The 19027-nt window shown below is 41.8% G+C and carries 18 protein-coding genes; all 18 read right to left on the bottom strand.

Annotated features, from left to right (window positions below; translation table 11 throughout):
• Positions 1-25: 25 nt before the first annotated feature.
• Complete coding sequence (locus MK396_RS06015) at positions 26-649, bottom strand: hypothetical protein (RefSeq protein ID WP_268723988.1); 624 nt, start codon at positions 647-649, stop codon at positions 26-28.
• A 137-nt stretch (positions 650-786) separates the two neighbouring features.
• Complete coding sequence (gene lepA / locus MK396_RS06020; RefSeq protein WP_268723989.1) at positions 787-2610, bottom strand: translation elongation factor 4; 1824 nt, start codon at positions 2608-2610, stop codon at positions 787-789.
• Positions 2611-2688: 78 nt separating this feature from the next.
• Positions 2689-3417, bottom strand: coding sequence for a metallophosphoesterase family protein (locus MK396_RS06025; RefSeq protein ID WP_125422609.1), 729 nt, complete (start codon positions 3415-3417; stop codon positions 2689-2691).
• Positions 3418-5085, bottom strand: coding sequence for a DNA repair protein RecN (gene recN, locus MK396_RS06030; protein ID WP_268723990.1), 1668 nt, complete (start codon positions 5083-5085; stop codon positions 3418-3420).
• A gap of 6 nt (positions 5086-5091) precedes the next feature.
• Positions 5092-5523: an arginine repressor gene (locus MK396_RS06035; protein WP_268723991.1), complete on the bottom strand. Its 432-nt coding sequence runs from the start codon at positions 5521-5523 to the stop codon at positions 5092-5094.
• Positions 5516-6331, bottom strand: coding sequence for a TlyA family RNA methyltransferase (locus tag MK396_RS06040; protein ID WP_268723992.1), 816 nt, complete (start codon positions 6329-6331; stop codon positions 5516-5518). Before MK396_RS06040 ends, MK396_RS06035 begins: the two co-directional genes overlap by 8 nt.
• The gene (locus MK396_RS06045; RefSeq protein ID WP_268723993.1) at positions 6324-7199 is read right to left on the bottom strand and encodes a polyprenyl synthetase family protein; all 876 of its coding nucleotides are present in this window, start codon (positions 7197-7199) and stop codon (positions 6324-6326) included. Before MK396_RS06045 ends, MK396_RS06040 begins: the two co-directional genes overlap by 8 nt.
• Positions 7196-7408 (bottom strand): exodeoxyribonuclease VII small subunit, encoded by a 213-nt coding sequence (locus MK396_RS06050; protein ID WP_000043226.1) that lies wholly within the window; start codon positions 7406-7408, stop codon positions 7196-7198. Before MK396_RS06050 ends, MK396_RS06045 begins: the two co-directional genes overlap by 4 nt.
• Positions 7386-8726, bottom strand: coding sequence for an exodeoxyribonuclease VII large subunit (gene xseA / locus MK396_RS06055; protein WP_268723994.1), 1341 nt, complete (start codon positions 8724-8726; stop codon positions 7386-7388). The genes MK396_RS06050 and xseA overlap by 23 nt, the downstream gene beginning before the upstream one ends.
• A gap of 128 nt (positions 8727-8854) precedes the next feature.
• Positions 8855-9493 (bottom strand): uridine kinase, encoded by a 639-nt coding sequence (gene udk, locus MK396_RS06060; RefSeq protein ID WP_001181369.1) that lies wholly within the window; start codon positions 9491-9493, stop codon positions 8855-8857.
• 110 nt (positions 9494-9603) lie between these two features.
• A complete protein-coding gene (gene truB / locus MK396_RS06065) occupies positions 9604-10482 on the bottom strand; it encodes a tRNA pseudouridine(55) synthase TruB (RefSeq protein ID WP_268724028.1) in 879 nt (292 codons plus the stop codon).
• Positions 10483-10592: 110 nt separating this feature from the next.
• Positions 10593-10970: an SdpI family protein gene (locus MK396_RS06070; RefSeq protein ID WP_025169269.1), complete on the bottom strand. Its 378-nt coding sequence runs from the start codon at positions 10968-10970 to the stop codon at positions 10593-10595.
• 86 nt (positions 10971-11056) lie between these two features.
• The gene (locus MK396_RS06075; RefSeq protein WP_268723995.1) at positions 11057-11968 is read right to left on the bottom strand and encodes a hypothetical protein; all 912 of its coding nucleotides are present in this window, start codon (positions 11966-11968) and stop codon (positions 11057-11059) included.
• A gap of 7 nt (positions 11969-11975) precedes the next feature.
• Positions 11976-13250 carry a DUF2130 domain-containing protein gene (locus MK396_RS06080; RefSeq protein WP_268723996.1) on the bottom strand — a complete coding sequence of 425 codons (1275 nt, stop codon included), beginning with the start codon at positions 13248-13250 and terminating at the stop codon, positions 11976-11978.
• A 94-nt stretch (positions 13251-13344) separates the two neighbouring features.
• Positions 13345-14625 (bottom strand): O-acetylhomoserine aminocarboxypropyltransferase/cysteine synthase family protein, encoded by a 1281-nt coding sequence (locus MK396_RS06085; RefSeq protein WP_254725866.1) that lies wholly within the window; start codon positions 14623-14625, stop codon positions 13345-13347.
• 149 nt (positions 14626-14774) lie between these two features.
• Entirely contained in the window at positions 14775-15572 is a 798-nt protein-coding gene (locus MK396_RS06090; RefSeq protein ID WP_268723997.1) for a formate/nitrite transporter family protein, read from the bottom strand.
• A gap of 201 nt (positions 15573-15773) precedes the next feature.
• Positions 15774-16520, bottom strand: a complete 747-nt coding sequence (locus MK396_RS06095) for a class A sortase (RefSeq protein WP_268723998.1) — start codon at positions 16518-16520, stop codon at positions 15774-15776.
• Complete coding sequence (gene gyrA / locus MK396_RS06100) at positions 16520-18988, bottom strand: DNA gyrase subunit A (RefSeq protein WP_268723999.1); 2469 nt, start codon at positions 18986-18988, stop codon at positions 16520-16522. Before gyrA ends, MK396_RS06095 begins: the two co-directional genes overlap by 1 nt.
• Positions 18989-19027: the final 39 nt, after the last annotated feature.

Raw genomic sequence — 19027 nt, forward strand, 5'->3', positions numbered from 1 at the left:
AAGACCAAGGATCTTCTTTTTTCATTTATTCAGATTTAGTAGTTGACCAGCTACTTTCAATCATCGGTAAGATTGTTTTTAAAGTTTCCCCATCCCCTTCAAGTGAAACATAGCGGATTTTACCATCATTTGATCTGAAAACCCAGGTAATGAGGTATTTCCCTGACTTAGCAATTGCATTGACAACATAGGCTTCATAACCTCCAATGGTCGATTTGGAGCCCCAGACCTTACTGAAATCAGAGCTTTCTTCTTTGGAAGTTAAAATACTAGATGAGACAGTCACAACACCCAGTTTAGCATATTCTTCTTCGCTGATATTGAACTGCTCAGCCTTGAAGGTATTCAGCGTAACAATGTTGATATCTGTTCCATCGCAATACTGTATATCATTTCCACCTTCTACTTCATGGAATCGAACCCATGATTTGGGTACCTTGACAAATCCATATTCATTCGAACCGATGATTTGCGTCTCTTCCTTTTTCGCTTCAGAAACGGCAGAACTAGAGCTACTCGTTTCCTGACTGCTAGAAAAACTAACAACCGCAGTCGAACTTTCTTCGGTTGCTGTTTGCGACTTATTGGAGCATGAAGCTAAAAAAGCACTAACAGTAATTACAGTACCTAAAATCAATAATTTTTTCATCCTACCACCTCTCCATCTGCATTATAAGAAAAATAAGAACTTCTGTCAAATTCTGACCTAATCTATTCTGTTAGTTTCCGATTTTATTGCTCACATTTAAAGCAAAAACTCTTGAAAAATCTTCAAGAGTTTTATTTCTATTCTTCATCCATGCTCAAGACGCTAAGGAAGGCTTCTTGTGGGACTTCTACTGATCCGATAGCCTTCATTCGTTTCTTACCAGCTTTTTGTTTTTCAAGGAGTTTGCGTTTACGAGAAACGTCACCACCGTAACACTTGGCAAGTACGTTCTTACGAAGGGCCTTGATATCCGTACGAGCCACAATTTTGTGCCCAATAGCTGCTTGAATCGGCACTTCAAATTGTTGACGAGGGATGATTTTCTTGAGCTTATCCACGATGAGTTTCCCACGTTCGTAGGCAAAATCCTTGTGAACGATAAAGCTGAGGGCATCGACCTTATCACCATTGAGAAGGATATCCATTTTGACCAGTTTAGATGGGCGATACTCTGACAATTCGTAGTCAAAACTTGCATAACCACGCGTCGAAGACTTAAGCTTATCAAAGAAGTCAAAGACAATTTCAGCAAGTGGAATTTGATAGATAACATTCACACGATTATCATCAATATAGTCCATGGTCACAAAATCCCCACGTTTGCGCTGAGCCAGTTCCATCACCGCTCCGACAAACTCCTGCGGTACCATGATTTGCGCCTTAACATACGGTTCTTCAATGGTCGCAATCTTGGTTGGATCTGGAAACTCAGACGGGTTAGACACATCCATAGACTCCCCGTCGGTCAAGTTAACCTTGTAAATAACAGACGGAGCTGTCATAATGAGGTCAATGTTGAACTCGCGCTCTAAACGCTCTTGGATAACATCCATATGGAGAAGCCCAAGGAATCCACAACGGAAACCGAATCCAAGCGCCTGCGATGTTTCTGGTTCAAACTGAAGGCTGGCATCGTTGAGTTGCAATTTTTCAAGGGCTTCACGAAGGTCATTGTATTTATTAGACTCGATTGGATAAAGCCCTGCAAAGACCATAGGATTCATTTGCTTGTAGCCATGTAATGGCTCTTCCGCAGGATTGGTTGCCAAGGTAACTGTATCACCCACACGGGTATCTTGAACCGTCTTGATAGAAGCTGCAATGTAACCAACGTCACCAGTCGCAAGGAAATCGCGCCCTACTGCTTTCGGTGTGAAAATTCCCACCTCAGTCACATCAAAGGTCTTGCCATTGCTCATGAGTTGAATCTTATCGCCAGGTTTAACCACTCCGTCCATAACACGCACTTGGAGAATGACCCCGCGATAAGCATCATAAACTGAGTCGAAAATCAATGCTTTGAGTGGCGCTGCAACATCACCCGTTGGAGCTGGCACTTTTTCAACGATCTGCTCAAGAATTTCTTCAATACCAATACCAGCTTTGGCTGAAGCTAAGACTGCTTCACTGGCATCCAGTCCGATGACATCCTCAATCTCTGTACGCACACGCTCTGGATCAGCTGCTGGTAGGTCAATCTTGTTAATGACTGGCAGAATTTCCAAATCATTATCCAAGGCTAGATAAACGTTAGCAAGAGTTTGCGCCTCAATCCCTTGGGCCGCATCAACCACCAAAATCGCTCCTTCACAGGCTGCTAGCGAACGCGACACTTCATAGGTAAAGTCCACATGCCCTGGCGTGTCAATCAAGTGGAAAATATAGGTCTCGCCATCTTTAGCAGTGTAATTAAGCTCGATGGCATTCAACTTGATGGTAATCCCACGTTCCCGCTCAAGATCCATACTATCCAGAAGCTGGGCTTGCATTTCACGACTAGAAACGGTCTCCGTCTTTTCCAAAATGCGGTCTGCTAAGGTTGATTTCCCATGGTCAATATGGGCGATGATAGAGAAGTTCCGAATCTTCTCCTGTCGTTTTTTCAAATCTTCTAAGTTCATGATGCTCTTCCTTTCAGGGTATCTATTAATTATAAATTGTTTTTAACATTTTGACAAGACCATACCCTGCTAGGAGTACTAATCTTCGGCAATAAAGCCATCATTCTCGATAAAGTGGTGTTCGGTCATTCCTTGGTCAGTAAAGACAATCCCATGAAGGACACCACCATAAACAGCTCCTCCATCCATGCCAATCTTGCCATCCTCTGTTATCCAAAGCTCAGCAGTACCTCGGTCTTGCTTTAGCAAACCATAAACTGGTGTATGCCCAAAGACAATGGTTTTTCCAGTATGATTTTCGGCTTCGTGGAATGGTTTTCTGAGCCAGACTTTCTTGTAATCTGTTGTTTCATGCCAATCATCCAAGGTCAAGTCAATACCCGCGTGAACAAAGATATACTTGTCTGTCTCTACTACAAATGGCATTTGACGAATAAATTCGACCAAGTCTGCTGCTTCAGTCGCAACCCGTTTGGCATCTTCTACGCCATCAACTGGTGCATCCAAGGGACGACCTAAAATAGAGTTAATGGTTGTATCTCCACCATTGCGACGATAATGGTCATAGCTTTCTTCTGGGTCATCGAGCCAAGTCAGAAACATATACTCATGGTTTCCTGATAGACAGATAGCTCCATGATTGTCGACCAAGTCTTTGACCATTTCTAGAACACGTCGACTGTCTTCACCACGGTCAATTAAATCCCCCAGAAAGAGCAGCTGAGTTTGACCATCCCAGGTTTTGAGCAGATCTTCTAGCATACCTGCCTTTCCGTGAACATCTCCAATTACATAATAGTCTGTCATTTATTTCATCCTCGTTTGCAATAATTCTCTGGCTTGGGTAAGGGCAGCTTCGGTTACATTTTCCCCAGCCAACATCTTAGCTACTTCCTCTACTCGCTCTTCTAAAGCCAAGAGGCGAACCGTCGACACCGTTGAGTGCTCATCGCTAATCTTCTCAATAAAGAATTGATAATCCGCAATGGCAATCACTTGTGGAAGGTGAGAGATAGCAAGAACCTGACCATGCTGGCCTATCTTATGAATCTTTTGAGCGATGGCTTGGGCCACACGACCTGAAACTCCCGTATCCACCTCATCAAAGACAATACTGGTCTTGCCTTCTTTGCGAGAAAAGGCAGACTTGATAGCCAACATGAGACGGGATAATTCCCCACCGGACGCAACTTTGACCAAGGGTTTAAAGTCTTCACCAGGGTTGGTGGAAATGTAAAACTCGACCGTTTCATTCCCCTCACGACTAAATTTTCCCTTGCTAAAGCGAACCTGGAATTGTGCCTTCTCCATATAGAGGTCTTGCAGTTCTTGCTTAATCTCAGCTTCCAGTTTCTGGGCCAAATCATGACGAGCAGATGCAAGCTGACCTGCCAAATCAACAAGATTAACTTCCAATTTCTTGAGCTCTGTTTCCATGTCTTCGGAAGAAAGATTATTTCCAGTCAAGAGATTGTACTCATCCGTAATCTTGGCGAAGTAAAGTAAAACATCGTCTACAGTCCCACCGTACTTGCGGGTAATAGTATTCAGAAGATCTAGGCGATTCTCAACCTGCATGAGGCGATTGCCATCAAAATCCAAGTCCTCAATAATATCTTCCAAACGCTTGGTAATATCTTCTAAAACATAGTAGGTCTCAGACAGAGAACTTGAAATTTCACGGTATTCAGGATCGTATTCTTCGACACTTTCCATGTCATTCATGGCTGAACGAACATTAGCTAGGCTAGAAAACTCCTCATTGTCCAACATGCTATAGGCATTGGTTAGCGTATCCGCAATGTTCTTATGATTGAGGAGTTTATCTCGTTCTTGGTTGAGAGCCAAGTCTTCACCAGCCTGTAAGTTCGCTACCTCAATCTCTGCCATTTGACATTCCAACATCTCAATACGAGCCTTATGTTCCTGCTGGTTTTTCTTGACTTCTAGAACCTGCTTACGCATTTTGCGATAGGCGTCAAAACTCGTCTGATAGGTCTCCTTCAACTCCAAGAAAGCAGCATCGCCAAATTCATCCAACATCTGGATGTGCAGTTGAGGACGCATTAACTCCTCTTGGTCATGCTGACCATGGATATCTACAAGGTGTTGCCCAATAGCACGCAAGACAGAAAGATTGACCATCTGACCATTCACGCGACTAACACTACGACCATTTTGCAAAATTTCCCGGCGGATGATAATTTCATCACCCATTTCCAAACCTTGCTCTTCAAAAAGTTCCTGTAAAAGGCGACTATTTTCAACCGAGAAAAGCCCCTCTATCTCCGCCTTTGGCGCACCATGACGAATAACGTCTATCGTTGCACGAGCCCCCAACATGAGATTCATAGCGTCGATAATGATAGACTTTCCAGCACCCGTTTCCCCGGTCAAAACAGTCATACCCTTTTCAAAATTGAGGGAAATCGCCTCAATAATGGCAAAGTTTTTTATCGAAATTTCAAGTAACATACTGACCTACCATTTTTTGACTTGTTCAACAATTTCTTCAGCTGCCTCTACTGTTCTAGCTACAATTAAGATAGAATCATCATCAGCTAGACAGCTAAAAATCTGTTCAGGAAATGCCTCAACCAACTGACTCTTCACAAAAATAGTATTTCCAGGAATGACAGCAAGGTTGATCATATTTCCCATTAACTCAGAACTCACAATATTGTCCTCAGCCAACTGCAAACTTTTGACGATTGATTTTGGCAACTCATAGATATAAGTGTTATTTTTCAAAGGAATTTTAACAATCCCCAGCTCCTTGATGTCCCTTGAGACAGTAGCCTGAGTAGCAGAAATACCTGCTTCCCTCAAGTACTCAACAATTTCTTCCTGAGTCCCGATCTGATAATCCGTAACAAATCTTCTAATTTTTTCAAGTCTCTCTTTTTTATTCATCTTTAAATTCTCTATGTGCTCTCTCTACAACTTTTTCTATTTTGGGGGCAACTTGATTGCTTGCTCCCTCTTCCTTTTTCAAATATGCCAGAAATTCGATGTTTCCATGTCCTCCTTGGATTGGTGAATAGTCTAATCCAACCACTGAAAAACCTTGTTCAACCGCCATAGCAGTGACAGATTCAAGGACAGTTTGATGAACCTTGGCATCGCGAATGATTCCATTTTTCCCGATTTGCTCACGACCTGCTTCAAACTGAGGTTTGACAAGTGCTACCACCTGCCCTTGATCTGCTAAGACACGGTGCAAGGCAGGCAAAATCAGACTGAGGGAAATGAAACTCACATCAATACTGGCAAAGCTCGGCTCCTTTTCGAAATCAGTCTTTTCAGCATAACGAAAATTAAACTGCTCCATGCTGACAACCCGTGGGTCTTGGCGTAATTTCCAAGCCAACTGATTGGTGCCAACATCGACTGCAAAGACTAACTCAGCACCATTTTGCAGCATGACATCGGTAAAGCCTCCGGTAGAAGCCCCAATATCAATAGTGGTTGCTCCCTCCACTGACAAATCAAAGGCCTGCAAGGCCTTCTCCAGTTTTAGACCACCACGACTGACATACTTGAGTTTTTCACCCTTGAGTTTTAGCTCAGTGTCATCTGGGATTTTCTCTCCTGGTTTGTCAAAGCGCTCCCCATTCAGGACAGCTACGACTAGACCTGCCATTACACCGCGCTTGGCCTGTTCTCGCGTTTCAAACAAGCCCTGTTTATAAGCTAGTACATCCACTCTTTCCTTAGCCATTGATTCTCAAACTTTCTACTACTCTTACAATTGATTCTGTTTCAAAGGGAACCTGCTGGGCAATTTCCTCTAATTTTTCATTAGCTTGATCCAAGGTTTGGTTACAAAAGGCAATCGCCTCCTCCAAACCCAACAAGGCTGGATAGGTTGACTTTTCTGCCTGTAAATCCTTTTGCGGAATCTTGCCGATTTCCTCAAAACTAGCGGTCACATCCAGCACATCATCTCTGACTTGAAAGGCCAGTCCGATTAATTCACCAACCGTTTTCAGTTTTGCTTGGATTTCAGGCGCTAATTCTGCTATGATAGCGGCGGCTTGGAAGGGATAAGCTAGTAATTTCCCAGTCTTATTGGCATGAATGGTCTGGAGTTCTTCCAAGGACAAATGCTGGTGTTCGCCTTCCATATCTAAAACCTGCCCTGCAACCATTCCTAGACTTCCTGAAGCAAGGGATAAGTTGACAATCAAGTCCACCTTGATCTGACTTGGCAAATCTACCTGCGCTATTAAGGCGTAAGGATCTAGGAACAAAGCATCTCCTGCCAAAATTGCCATAGCTTCACCGAATTTCTTATGATTGGTCAACCGTCCCCGACGGTAATCATCATCATCCATGGCAGGAAGATCATCGTGAATCAAGCTTCCTGTATGAATCATTTCCAAAGCCGCAGCCACTTGAGCATGTGCTGGTCTAATAGTAACGTGCAAGGATTCCAGAACCTCTAGCAAGAGAAAAGGCCGAATACGCTTGCCACCAGCATGAATGGAATAGAGAACAGCTTCTCGTAAACTAGAAGCAAACTGCTGGTCTCCATAAAAATCTTCCAAAGCCGACTCGATAAGAGCTAATTTTTCTTGCTTCTTCATTCAAAATCACTTTCTGTTCCGTCTTCCTGCATGACCTTGACCAAGGTCTTTTCAGCCTTGTCCAAGGTCGCTTGGAGCTCTTTTGACAAGACCATGCCCTTTTGAAAAGCAGCAATCGCATCTTCCAGAGCGATTTCACCATTTTCCAAACTTTGGACAATGGTCTCAAGTTCTGCTAGGTTCTCCTCAAATTTCTTTTGTTTTGACATCTTTAACCTCTAATTCTACCTGACCGTCTCGCATCAAAAGCGTCACTTGGTCTTTTTTCTTCAACTTCTCAACCGAATCCACAACGGACTCTTCTTTTTTGACAATTGCATAACCACGCGCAACAATTCGGCTCGTATCCAACATCAGCAAGGCCTCCGAAAGTCGCTTGACCTCAGCAACCTTGGCATCATAAACCAGAGCCATTTGGCTATGGAGGAGCTTGTCCAACTGACCTAACCGGTCCTGATAGCGTTGGATTTTAGTGACAGGTGATAATTGGACTAGTTGATGCGTCCTTGCTTGGACTAGCTGGTTGCTATCAGAAATCCGTGTTCGCAAACTTTGTTTTAAGCGCAGTTGTAGTTGATCTAATCGTTGCAAATAGCCGTCATACAAGCGCTCTGGTTGTCTAAAGATAACAGACTGACTACATTTTTTCAGAGCTTCTTTTTTTCTTGACAGGACATTTTGTACAGCTGTCGCCATCCGTTTTTCCTGATTTTGCAAATGGGTCAAGAGATCCAACTTAGTCACAGGTGTTGCCAGTTCAGCCGCAGCTGTTGGCGTCGCAGCCCGTCTATCTGCCACAAAATCCGCCAAGGTCACATCTGTCTCATGCCCAACACTAGAAATGATTGGCAAGCGAGATTCAAAAATAGCCCGTACCACAATTTCTTCGTTAAAGGCCCAGAGATCCTCGATGGAACCACCTCCACGACCAATAATGAGAACATCTAGGTCCTCACGTTGATTGGCACGCGCAATATTTCGAGCAATTTCCTCCGCAGCTCCATCACCTTGTACCTTAGTCGGATAGAGAAGGATATCAACACCTGGAAACCGTCTGCTGACGGTCGTGATAATATCTCGAATAACGGCTCCACTGCGACTGGTTACCACACCGATTCTCTTAGAAAATTGGGGAAGAGGTTGCTTGAAGCGTTCTTGAAATAAACCTTCTTCCGTTAGTTTTTTCTTGAGTTGTTCAAACTGAATCGCAAGCGCTCCAACTCCATCAGGTTCAGCCTTCTCAATGATGATAGAGTAGCTCCCGCTCGGTTCATAGACCTGCACACGCCCAATCACATTGATCTTCATTCCCTCTTCGAGGTCGAAACCTAATTTCTGATAGATCCCTGACCAGATGGTCGCTTGAATAACTGCATGGTCATCTTTTAAAGAGAAATATTGGTGAGTAGGTCGTTTACGAAAGTTGGAAACTTGACCAGTTAAATAGACCCGTTCCAAGTAAGGGTCTTTATCGAATTTCATTTTCAGATACTTGGTCAAAGTTGTTACCGATAAATACTTTTCCATCTCCACCTACTATTCATTTTCTTGCTTTTCCATGGGTATTATTATACCAAAAACATGCTTAAAAATCACCTTTTTCCTACCGAAACGAAAGGAAAAATAGAAAAAGGAGGTCATGCCTCCTCATCTGATTATTTGCTGTTTCGCGCTTCTTCCAAAATCTTTGCAATCTTTGTGGTCAAAAGGTCGATAGCAACGGTATTGCTGACTCCCTCAGGAATGACGATATCAGCATAACGCTTGGTCGGCTCAATGAACTGGTGGTACATGGGTTTGACCACACCCAAATACTGATCAATAACGCTATCTAGACTACGGCCACGCTCCTCCATATCACGCTTGATACGACGAATAATGCGCACATCATCATCTGTATCCACAAAAATCTTGATATCCATCAAATCGCGCAGACGCTTGTCCTCCAAGACCAGAATCCCCTCAACGATAAAGACATCCTGAGGCTCCTGACGATAGGTCTTGCTACTCCGTGTATGCGCTGTATAGTCATAAGTCGGGATATCCACTGGGCGCCCTGCCAACAATTCCTTAATCTGCTCGATCATCAAGTCTGTATCAAAGGCAAATGGATGGTCGTAGTTTGTTTTGACACGCTCTTCAAAGGTCAAGTGAGACTGATCCTTGTAGTATGAATCATGCTCAATCATGGAAATCTTTTCATCAGGAAAGTGCGATAAAATGGCTCTTGAAACACTTGTCTTTCCTCCACCAGAACCACCTGTCACTCCGATAATGATTGGTCTATTTTGCATGCTATCCTCCGTTTTTCTATCCGTGGTCTATTATATCACATTTTTTGCAAAATTTATAGTCTGATTTGGATAGTCTAGGGGAAACAAATCCATCCCACACTCCAGTTAGACTAGCCAAAAACCTTTCTTGGTTTGTAGAAATTGTCCCTTTTTTCTAAAATGGCAAGCAATTTATCACCTTCAAAGGCAGCTAATTCTTTGTCTGTTTGTTCTAACTCAATAAAACGACCAAACCGCACTTCTGTAGCCTGTTCTGGAGTTAGGAAAACTTTGACAAGGTCCCCTGTCCCAATCTCAAGAGGATGGAGGAAGTCCAGTTGACCAACCTCCACTTTTTCAGCAATTTCGTCCAAGGTAAGAGCATCCTCCAGTTGTAAACCTGCTGCACTCGTCCGAGTCAAATGGGACATATGGGCCGCATAACCCAGCTTCTCTCCCAAGTCAACAGACAAGGTACGGATATAAGTCCCCTTACTGCATTTCACACGAAAGGTAAAACGCGCAAGTTCGCCCTCATAAGAAATCGGACTTGTTCGCTCAAACTGATAAATAGTCACCTGACGTTCTGGACGCTCCACTTCCTGACCAGCACGCGCATACTCATAGAGCTTGCGACCATTAACCTTGACAGCCGAGTACATAGGTGGAATCTGAGTAATAGGCCCAGTCAGGCTCACAATCGCTTCATCGACAATGGTTTCATCCAAGGGCGACAAAACAGGGGTCTCCGTGACCACTTCTCCACTTGCATCCTCGGTCGTCGTTGAATAGCCAAGAGTGATTTCCCCCTCATAGACCTTGCCCTCGTCCTGCATAAATTCGACCATACGGGTTGCCTTGCCAACCGCGATTGGCAGAACTCCCACTACATCCGGATCCAAGGTCCCACCATGACCAATCTTCTTGGTTCCCAAAATCTTACGCAGTTTAAAAACTGCATCATGCGAAGTCATCCCCGCTTCTTTTTTTAAGTTGATAATACCGTTCATGTGTTGCTTTCTGATTTCATTCATGAAATATCTTCTTCAAGAATTGTAATGTAATTATCTTTTGTAACAAAAGATTTGCTGCTTTTCTTCTAGTGATGGATATACCTCGTTTATTTCCTTCTCCCGTTTTCATCAAAGTTTTTCTTCAATGCAATCTCTGTTGAAATCATCGCGCCAACTAAAGGGATTGTCTGAATCATCGTGATAATAAAGCCAACAGTACTCATTGTCTCCGTTCCCTTTTCAAAAACAATGGCCATGGCAATCACGGAGAGAGGTGCTGAAAGTAGTCCGCAAAGATACCATACTTTCCCAAGATATTGATTCGCAAACTTCCATGTTTCTTCATTCCTCATGGACCTTTTTGTTCGGTATCCGAATACATAATTGATTTCTTTCGGTGTTCTCCTGAAAAATAGCCAGCCAAATAAAAGCATAGTTAACGGAATAAGTAAAACTACGATTAGCATGAATATCCTAAATCCCATTTAAATTCCCTCCATTATTTTTACCTCTAAATGATAGATTCCGATCATGTCAGCAATCTGCTTGTCTTTTTGATCGATTTGATCCACTAGTTGAGTACGTTCACGCTCAAAATCATCGCGCAATTGCTCAATTTGACTTTGTAGCATTTTTTTACACGTGCGCTAGAACGTGCTATCCTATCAAATACATTTCTTACAAATCGCCCATTTGCATTTTTATTTTCAGGATTGTTACTATGTAATTCTAAATATTTTTTTAATGTTTCTTTTGCAGAATCATGCAAAATGTATTTATCATTTAATCTTTTTTCGTTTATAGCTTTAAGATTTCGTTTTTCGGAATCTGAAATATCCTTCTTATCAATTTTTTTATTAGCTTCTTCAACTTGTTCTTTTAGATTTTTTTCTCTTACTTCTCTATCCTTTATATACTCGCTATTAGATTTTGCACCTTTACTTTTATTAAGTGATTCATTAGTTGCTGCTAAATTTTCCTTTTTGTTTGCTAAATCGGCAGTATCTATATCAGCAATCTTTCTCCAAGAATTTTCAAAAATTTGTTTACGTGCTACAACGTGATCCAAATTTGCGTTTTCATTTAATTTTAAAGTTTTTCCAGTATATTCATCCTTTAAATTTCCAAATTTTTGCTTTTCTTTCATAGCATTATTTGCATCAGTATACCTTTTATCTTTCATTATTTTAGCACCCTCTTCTTTTGTATAACCATTAGGATGTTTATCGTTATACTGCTTAAGAAGCGTGTCACTTGTCATATCTAAACCAATTTGATTCGCAAATTGATCCCAGATTTCATCTAAAATAACATCTCCTAATTTATCTGGTGAACTAATCTCTTTACATTCTAGTTCTAATTTTTCGAGATTAGAAAACTCCATTGTAAATTGCTGTTCCAATAGTTCTTCTAATTCGTCATAGTTTATATTTTTAGACTCATCTACTTCTTCAGTACCCAATACTAATAATTCATTTTCCACTGCTTTCTCACTCCCCCTTCAGCGCTTCAAATTTCGCTTTCATAGTTGGATTTTTTCGGGTCAATTTTTTAACTGAAACATCTTCCAGTTTATTATTTGCAAGACGAAGTTGATTTTCAGATGTAGTTAGGAACTTCTTGACCTCTTCCATGCGTTTGATGGCCTTATTGATTTCATCAATAGCTTTACCAAAATTGGTTGAAGCAGAGTTGTAGTTTTTGGCAAAAGCTACTTTGAAGGCATCCAAGTCTTCTTCAAAATGCGTAATATCGATATTCTGCTCCCGAACCAAGGCTAACTCTTGCTTGTATTTGAGAGAATTAAGAGCCGCATTACGCAGGAGACCAATCAACTGGATGAAGAACTGAGGACGGACCACATACATCTTTTCATACTCGTGGCTGACGTCAATAATCCCTGTGTTAAAGTAGTCGTTATCTGCTTCTAACATGGTCACCAAAACAGCATACTCACAGTTCTTCTCCCGACGGTCCTTGTCCAATTCCTTGTAAAAATCTGCATTCTTATGCTTCTTCTCCGTCCCATCCGCTTCGTTTTTCATTTCAAACATGATGGAAATGAATTCTAGACCATTTTCATCAAAATCACGGAAGATAAAGTCCCCCTTAGATCCTCGCGCAGAGACCTTGTTATCCTTCTCAAAGTAGGCATTTGGAAAGGCAAAACTACGAACCTTGTTAAACTCACTCTCTGCATACTGTTCCAAACTTTCCCCGATAGCTTTTGTGGATTGTTGGGCTTTGAAATTCTTATAAAATTCGACTTGTTCACTGGCTGCCTTAAGCTGGGCTTCGTAATTTTGCTTAACAGAAGCCAAAGATAACTCATTTTCCTTTTCTTGCAAGAGGAGCTGATTTTTAACTTGATCCCGTTCTTTTTCTAAGTCAGAAAGGGTCTTTTGCAGTTGATTTTCATGCTCCAAACGCAAGGTGGCCAGTTGGTTTTCCAAGGTCTGTACTTCCTTGTCCTTAGCCAATAAGGCCTCATGGCTTGTCTGCTCAACTTCTTTCTTAGCTAACTCTTTCTCTGTATCAAAGTTTTGGATTTGACTCTGCAGTTGGGCAATTTCTTGATCTTTCTGAGCCAGTTTAGTCTGTTGCTCATTCATAGCCTTCTGCTCAGCCAAGGCCAGCTCCTGCTTCATGCGATCGTGTAATTCCTTATCAAACTCTGTCGTTCTCACTTGGGATAAAAGTTCGGCATACTGACTTTCATTTACTGTAAAGACTTCCCCACAGTTGGGACATTTGATTTCGTTCATAACTTTCCTCTTTCTAGACTTCTGTAACCATTATATCATGCCTGAGGGAAAATCAAAAACAGCGAGTCGAAACCCACTGTTTATATCTTTTACTTTAAATTTTTTCCAAGGCCAAACGCAAATCTTCAATCAAATCCTCTACATTTTCAAGACCGATAGACAAGCGGATTTGGTTTGGTGTGACACCTGCTGCTTCTAGATCTTTTTCTGACAACTGACCGTGAGTGGTTGTCGCTGGATGGACAACAAGCGATTTGGCATCTGCTACGTTTGCAAGGTCAGAGAAGATTTCCAAATTATCAATCACCTTGCGAGCCTCTGTCTCTCCACCTTTAACATGGAAGGTAAAGATTGAACCAACACCTTTTGGCAAATATTTCTCAGCCAAGGAATGGTATGGACTGTCAGCTAGTTTTGGATAGTTAACTTTTTCTACCTTAGGATGGTTGACAAGGAAATCAACAATTTTCTCTGCATTTTGCACATGACGTTCAACACGAAGAGAGAGAGTTTCGAGACCTTGGAGCAAGAGGAAGGCATTAAATGGCGACAAGGCCGCACCTGTATCACGAAGCAATTGAACACGAACAGCGATAATAAAGGCTGCAGCACCCACGTCACGAGTATAGCTCAAGTTATGGTAGCTTGGGTCTTCCTCAACAAATTGAGGGAACTTCCCTGAAGCTGCCCAGTCAAAACGACCGCTATCGACAATCACTCCTCCAATAGTCGTACCATGTCCACCGATAAACTTAGTTGCTGAGTGAATGGAAATATCTACACCGTGAGAGAAGACGTTAATCAAATATGGTGTGGCAAAGGTGTTGTCCGAAACAAGTGGAATCTGGTGTTTATGCGCAATCTCAGCTAATTTTTCCAAGTCGGGAATGTTAATCAAGGGATTCCCTAAGGTTTCAATCAAGACAAGTTTGGTATTGTCACCGATAGCTGCTTCAACTTCCTCCAAATTATCCACATCTACAAAGGTAGTTGTGATTCCATAACGAGGAAGGGTTTCTTTCAAGAGATTGAAAGTACCACCGTAAATAGTTGACGCTGCCACCACATGGTCACCAGCGTGAGCAAGCGCCAAAATAGTGTAGGTTACAGCAGCCATACCTGATGCTGTCGCTAGTGCTCCAACACCACCTTCAAGAGCCGCGATTCTTTCTTCAAATGCTGCTGTTGTAGGATTTGTAATACGAGTATAGATATTGCCTGGTTTTCTCAAAGCAAACAGATCTGCACCTTCCTGCGTGTCATCAAAAACGAAGGATGTTGTTTGATAAATCGGTACTGCACGAGACTTGGTCGCTGGATCAACGACTTGCCCAGCATGTAATTGTAGGGTTTCAAATTTAAAATCACGAGTCATATGACGACCTCCAAATAGCTTCATTAGGGATATTGTATCATCTTGGGCTAGTCTTTTCCAATACCGTTTTTCTATATTTTGATATAAGGAACAACTATGACTAGTCTTACACATCAAACAAAAAAGCACGATTAACTCGTGCTCATTTGTTAATCTACATAAGTATCTTCATTTTTATTGAGAAAGGCGTATGGCAAGCCCATCAAGAGACCACCTCCGATAAAGTTTCCGACAAAGGTTACACCCCAGTGACGAAGAATATTTGGTATGTCAAAGTTAGCAATTGAATCAGCTGCAACACTAAACTTAACAATCGCAAAAGAAGCAAAGTTCGCAGCAATGTGTTCGTTTGTTAAGAATACAAACATGTAAATCGCTGATAGGACCAGCCAAAGTTTGGCGCCACCGTCTTTCACCAAAACAAATGAAAGAATGGCAATGTTTACAAAGATATTGGCTAAAATACCTTCAAGCAAGACTAGCTCATTGGAACGACCTAACTTCATCTCTACAACTCCTGAAATGAAGCTATCATGTGTTAGATTTGCATAGGCTGCCGAGTGAGCAAAGCCCCAACCTGCTATCAAAGCTCCGATAAGGTTGAACAAGGTACAGTATAGTAAAATCTCAGCTGTTTTTCTCCAAGAGATTTTCTTCAAGAAACTACCAGCTGTCAAGAACATCATATTTGAAGTTACTAGCTCAGCATTCAAGAAAACAATGTAGGCCAATCCCCAAGCAAAAACAAATGGGAAGAGAAAACGTCCACTACCTGGAGCGATCTTATTAATCAAGTCAGCCCCAACTGCACCTGCAGCCGTACTAAATGTTAAAAAGGCACCTGCAAACATGGAACGAATCGCATACTTAAACTTACTTTGTCTATAAAGACTTTCTTTCTTCTTGCAAGCAAATTCAATCTTTGAGATAAATTCTGAAGAGACCATAAAAAACTCCTAAACTTTTATTTGTGATAATTATAACATATTTTTTGTTTTCCAGAAAGCGTTTTCTGCAAGAATCTAAAAATTTTGTTTCAACTATTTCACATATAATACTCCTCATCCTTTCGTTTATAGCTTTTCCAACTTCTACTTTTCTTTACATAAAAACCAGTGAAACAAATAGTTTCACTGGTTTTTTCAAACTTAATATCGTTGTCTATACGGTTGATTAAAGGCCTTCAAAATATCCTCAGGAGTCTCTGAATAAGCTTTAACTTCTTTAAAATCACCTTTAACAATAATCCGCTCTGTCGCATTATAGTCCACACAGGTCACCAATGTGATTTCTTTGATACCATCACGATCTTCGATTTCATCTACTCGGTCCGGAGTAACGTGTTTAACTTCCGTAATCTCATAAGTATAAACCTTATCCTTATCGGTCAGGTAAATTTTCATACCCGCTTTAGCGTTAACTAAAGGTGAAAAGAGCATTTGACTGGCATTTTCAGCAGTAAAGATATGGTGACTCGCTAGAGAATAGTTGCCCTCTCCCATTTTTTGGTCTGGTTTCATGGTTCCTGCTCCGTAGAACAAGTTTACATTATCCAACCCTTTGAAAATTGGCAAGTTAATCTCCACTTCGGGAATAGCAATTCCTCCAATAACAGGAAGCTTCTGAGCGTCCCACTGAGCGGCTAGAACTGCTTCAGATGAAATAGATTTAACCGAATCAAAATCAAAATTTCCTTCTGTTTTGAGATTTTCATCTATATTTTCTTTAGTAACCTGATTGACTTGGTATTTATTGGTGTTCCACACCATAAAGAGATCTCGAATCTTTGAATTAAAAATCAAAGCTAAGGATAAAAGAATTAAGAAAACCGCTAAAATATTGAGAAATAGATTCCTACGCTTATTCTTCTTACTTTTCGTTTTTTTATGAGACATTATGCTTTACCTTCTGTTTCGTTTTCAGTCCCAACTTCTTCTTTTTCTACCGCATCAACCGTTGTAAAGGTCACAATCTTGGCATCCTGGTCTAGACGCATCACCTTAACTCCCATAGTTGAGCGTCCTGTTTGTGAAATATTGGCAACGTTTGTACGGATCATAACACCTGTATCCGTGATAATCATCAGGTCTTCATCTCCTTTAACAGTGAGGAGACCTGCAAGAGGGCCATTCTTCTCAGCAACATTGGCTGTCTTCATCCCTTTACCACCACGACCTTTTGTTGGATATTCAGTTGCAAGAGTACGTTTACCATAACCTTTTTCAGTGATGATAAGGACCTCGTCCTGGTCAGTGATGACACTAGCACCAACTACAGTGTCTCCATCACGGAGGTTAACACCTCGGACACCTGTCGCGATACGGCTCATACCACGAACGGCTGATTGATTAAAGCGAACGGCATAACCAAACTTAGTACCAATGATGATATCTGTATCTTCTTCTGTCAGCAAGACATTAATCAGTTCATCTTCATCCTTGAGATTCAAAGCTTTAAGTCCATTTTGACGGATATTAGCAAATTCTTTAACACTGGTTCGTTTCACGATACCGTGACGGGTTGTGAAGAAGAGATAGGCGTCATCACTACGTTCAGATTTAACATTAATGATGGTTTGTATGCTCTCCCCTTCATCCAGCTTCAAAAGATTGACAACCGGCAATCCCTTGGCCGTGCGACCGTATTCAGGAATTTCATAACCTTTTAGTCGGTATACACGACCTTTATTGGTAAAGAAGAGCAAATGATCATGGGTGCTGGTTGAAACCAACTCACGCACAAAGTCATCATCCTTAACTCCCGTACCTTGGACTCCACGACCACCACGTTTTTGAGCAGTGAATTCGCCTTGGTCCAAACGTTTGATATAGCCCTTGTTAGAAAGAGTGATTAAGACATCTGACTCCTCAATCAAGTCTTCATCTTCAAGAGTTAAGACTTCTCCAACCATCAACTCGGTACGACGTTTGTCACCAAATTTACGTTTTACTTCATCTAATTCATCTTTTATGATTTGCACTACGCGTTCTGGTTTAGCAAGAATATCGGTCAAATCTGCAATCAAGGCAATCAATTCATCATATTCAGACTGAATCTTATCGCGTTCCAATCCTGTCAAACGACGAAGACGCATATCAAGGATAGCCTGACTTTGACGTTCAGAAAGCTTAAACTTGCTCATCAACTCAGCTTGTGCTTCCGCATCCGTTTCACTAGCACGGATGATACGGATCACTTCGTCGATATGGTCTAGCGCGATTAAAAGGCCTTCTAAGATGTGCGCACGCGCTTCTGCCTTTTCCTTGTCAAAACGGGTACGACGAACAACTACCTCTTTTTGGTGTTCAATATAAGCATCCAAAATTTGGCGAAGAGATAAGATTTTTGGTACGCCATTTTGAATCGCCAACATGTTGAAACCAAAGTTGGTTTGCATCTGCGTCATCTTGAAGAGGTTATTGAGGATGACATTTGCAGAAGCATCACGCTTCACTTCGATAATGAAGCGAACCCCTTCACGGTTGGACTCATCACGTACAGCTGTAATGCCCTCAATTCGTTTTTCCTGAACCAAGCGAACAATATGCTCATGTACCTTGGTTTTATTGACCATATAAGGGAATTCCGTTACAACGATGCGCTCACGACCCGTCTTAGTGGTTTCAATCTCTGTACGAGAACGAAGGACAATGGAACCCTTACCAGTCTCATAAGCCTTATGAATCCCTGATTTCCCCATGACAAGGGCACCAGTTGGAAAATCTGGACCAGGTAAAACTTCCATCAAATCCCTAGTGGTTACTTCAGGATTGTCCATGACTAACTTCACCGCATCAATGGTTTCACCTAGGTTGTGGGGTGGGATATTAGTTGCCATCCCAACAGCGATACCCGTTGCCCCATTGACCAAAAGGTTTGGAAAACGAGCTGGCAAAACCAAGGGTTCACGTTCGTTAGCATCGTAGTTGTCTACGAAATCAACTGTGTTTTTATTGATGTCACGAAGCATTTCAAGAGCAATCTTGCTCATACGAGCCTCAGTGTAACGCTGTGCGGCGGCACCATCCCCGTCCATGGAACCAAAGTTTCCATGTCCATCGACAAGCATGTAACGGTAGCTCCACCACTGAGCCATACGAACCATGGCTTCATAAATAGATGAATCCCCGTGTGGGTGGTATTTACCCATAACATCCCCTGTAATACGGGCTGATTTTTTATGAGGTTTGTCTGGTGTAACACCTAGTTCATTCATTCCGTAAAGAATACGGCGGTGAACAGGTTTTAAACCATCTCGAACATCAGGAAGAGCCCGCGCAACGATAACACTCATAGCGTAATCGATAAAGCTGGTCTTCATCTCCTTTGTCAGATTGACATTCACTAAATTTCTATCCTGCATTAATAAATGCCTCATTTCACTATTAGTAATTAGATATAT

This window comes from Streptococcus oralis (assembly GCF_026782235.1).
Classification (GTDB): Bacteria; Bacillota; Bacilli; order Lactobacillales; family Streptococcaceae; genus Streptococcus; species Streptococcus oralis_CC.

What these genes read in the sequence shown, in the direction of transcription:
- MK396_RS06015 (WP_268723988.1), bottom strand. Translation starts at nt 649, where the DNA reads ATGAAAAAATTATTGATTTTAGGTACTGTAATTACTGTTAGTGCTTTT.
- lepA (WP_268723989.1), bottom strand. Translation starts at nt 2,610, where the DNA reads ATGAACTTAGAAGATTTGAAAAAACGACAGGAGAAGATTCGGAACTTC.
- MK396_RS06025 (WP_125422609.1), bottom strand. Translation starts at nt 3,417, where the DNA reads ATGACAGACTATTATGTAATTGGAGATGTTCACGGAAAGGCAGGTATG.
- recN (WP_268723990.1), bottom strand. Translation starts at nt 5,085, where the DNA reads ATGTTACTTGAAATTTCGATAAAAAACTTTGCCATTATTGAGGCGATT.
- MK396_RS06035 (WP_268723991.1), bottom strand. Translation starts at nt 5,523, where the DNA reads ATGAATAAAAAAGAGAGACTTGAAAAAATTAGAAGATTTGTTACGGAT.
- MK396_RS06040 (WP_268723992.1), bottom strand. Translation starts at nt 6,331, where the DNA reads ATGGCTAAGGAAAGAGTGGATGTACTAGCTTATAAACAGGGCTTGTTT.
- MK396_RS06045 (WP_268723993.1), bottom strand. Translation starts at nt 7,199, where the DNA reads ATGAAGAAGCAAGAAAAATTAGCTCTTATCGAGTCGGCTTTGGAAGAT.
- MK396_RS06050 (WP_000043226.1), bottom strand. Translation starts at nt 7,408, where the DNA reads ATGTCAAAACAAAAGAAATTTGAGGAGAACCTAGCAGAACTTGAGACC.
- xseA (WP_268723994.1), bottom strand. Translation starts at nt 8,726, where the DNA reads ATGGAAAAGTATTTATCGGTAACAACTTTGACCAAGTATCTGAAAATG.
- udk (WP_001181369.1), bottom strand. Translation starts at nt 9,493, where the DNA reads ATGCAAAATAGACCAATCATTATCGGAGTGACAGGTGGTTCTGGTGGA.
- truB (WP_268724028.1), bottom strand. Translation starts at nt 10,482, where the DNA reads ATGAACGGTATTATCAACTTAAAAAAAGAAGCGGGGATGACTTCGCAT.
- MK396_RS06070 (WP_025169269.1), bottom strand. Translation starts at nt 10,970, where the DNA reads ATGGGATTTAGGATATTCATGCTAATCGTAGTTTTACTTATTCCGTTA.
- MK396_RS06080 (WP_268723996.1), bottom strand. Translation starts at nt 13,250, where the DNA reads ATGAACGAAATCAAATGTCCCAACTGTGGGGAAGTCTTTACAGTAAAT.
- MK396_RS06085 (WP_254725866.1), bottom strand. Translation starts at nt 14,625, where the DNA reads ATGACTCGTGATTTTAAATTTGAAACCCTACAATTACATGCTGGGCAA.
- MK396_RS06090 (WP_268723997.1), bottom strand. Translation starts at nt 15,572, where the DNA reads ATGGTCTCTTCAGAATTTATCTCAAAGATTGAATTTGCTTGCAAGAAG.
- MK396_RS06095 (WP_268723998.1), bottom strand. Translation starts at nt 16,520, where the DNA reads ATGTCTCATAAAAAAACGAAAAGTAAGAAGAATAAGCGTAGGAATCTA.
- gyrA (WP_268723999.1), bottom strand. Translation starts at nt 18,988, where the DNA reads ATGCAGGATAGAAATTTAGTGAATGTCAATCTGACAAAGGAGATGAAG.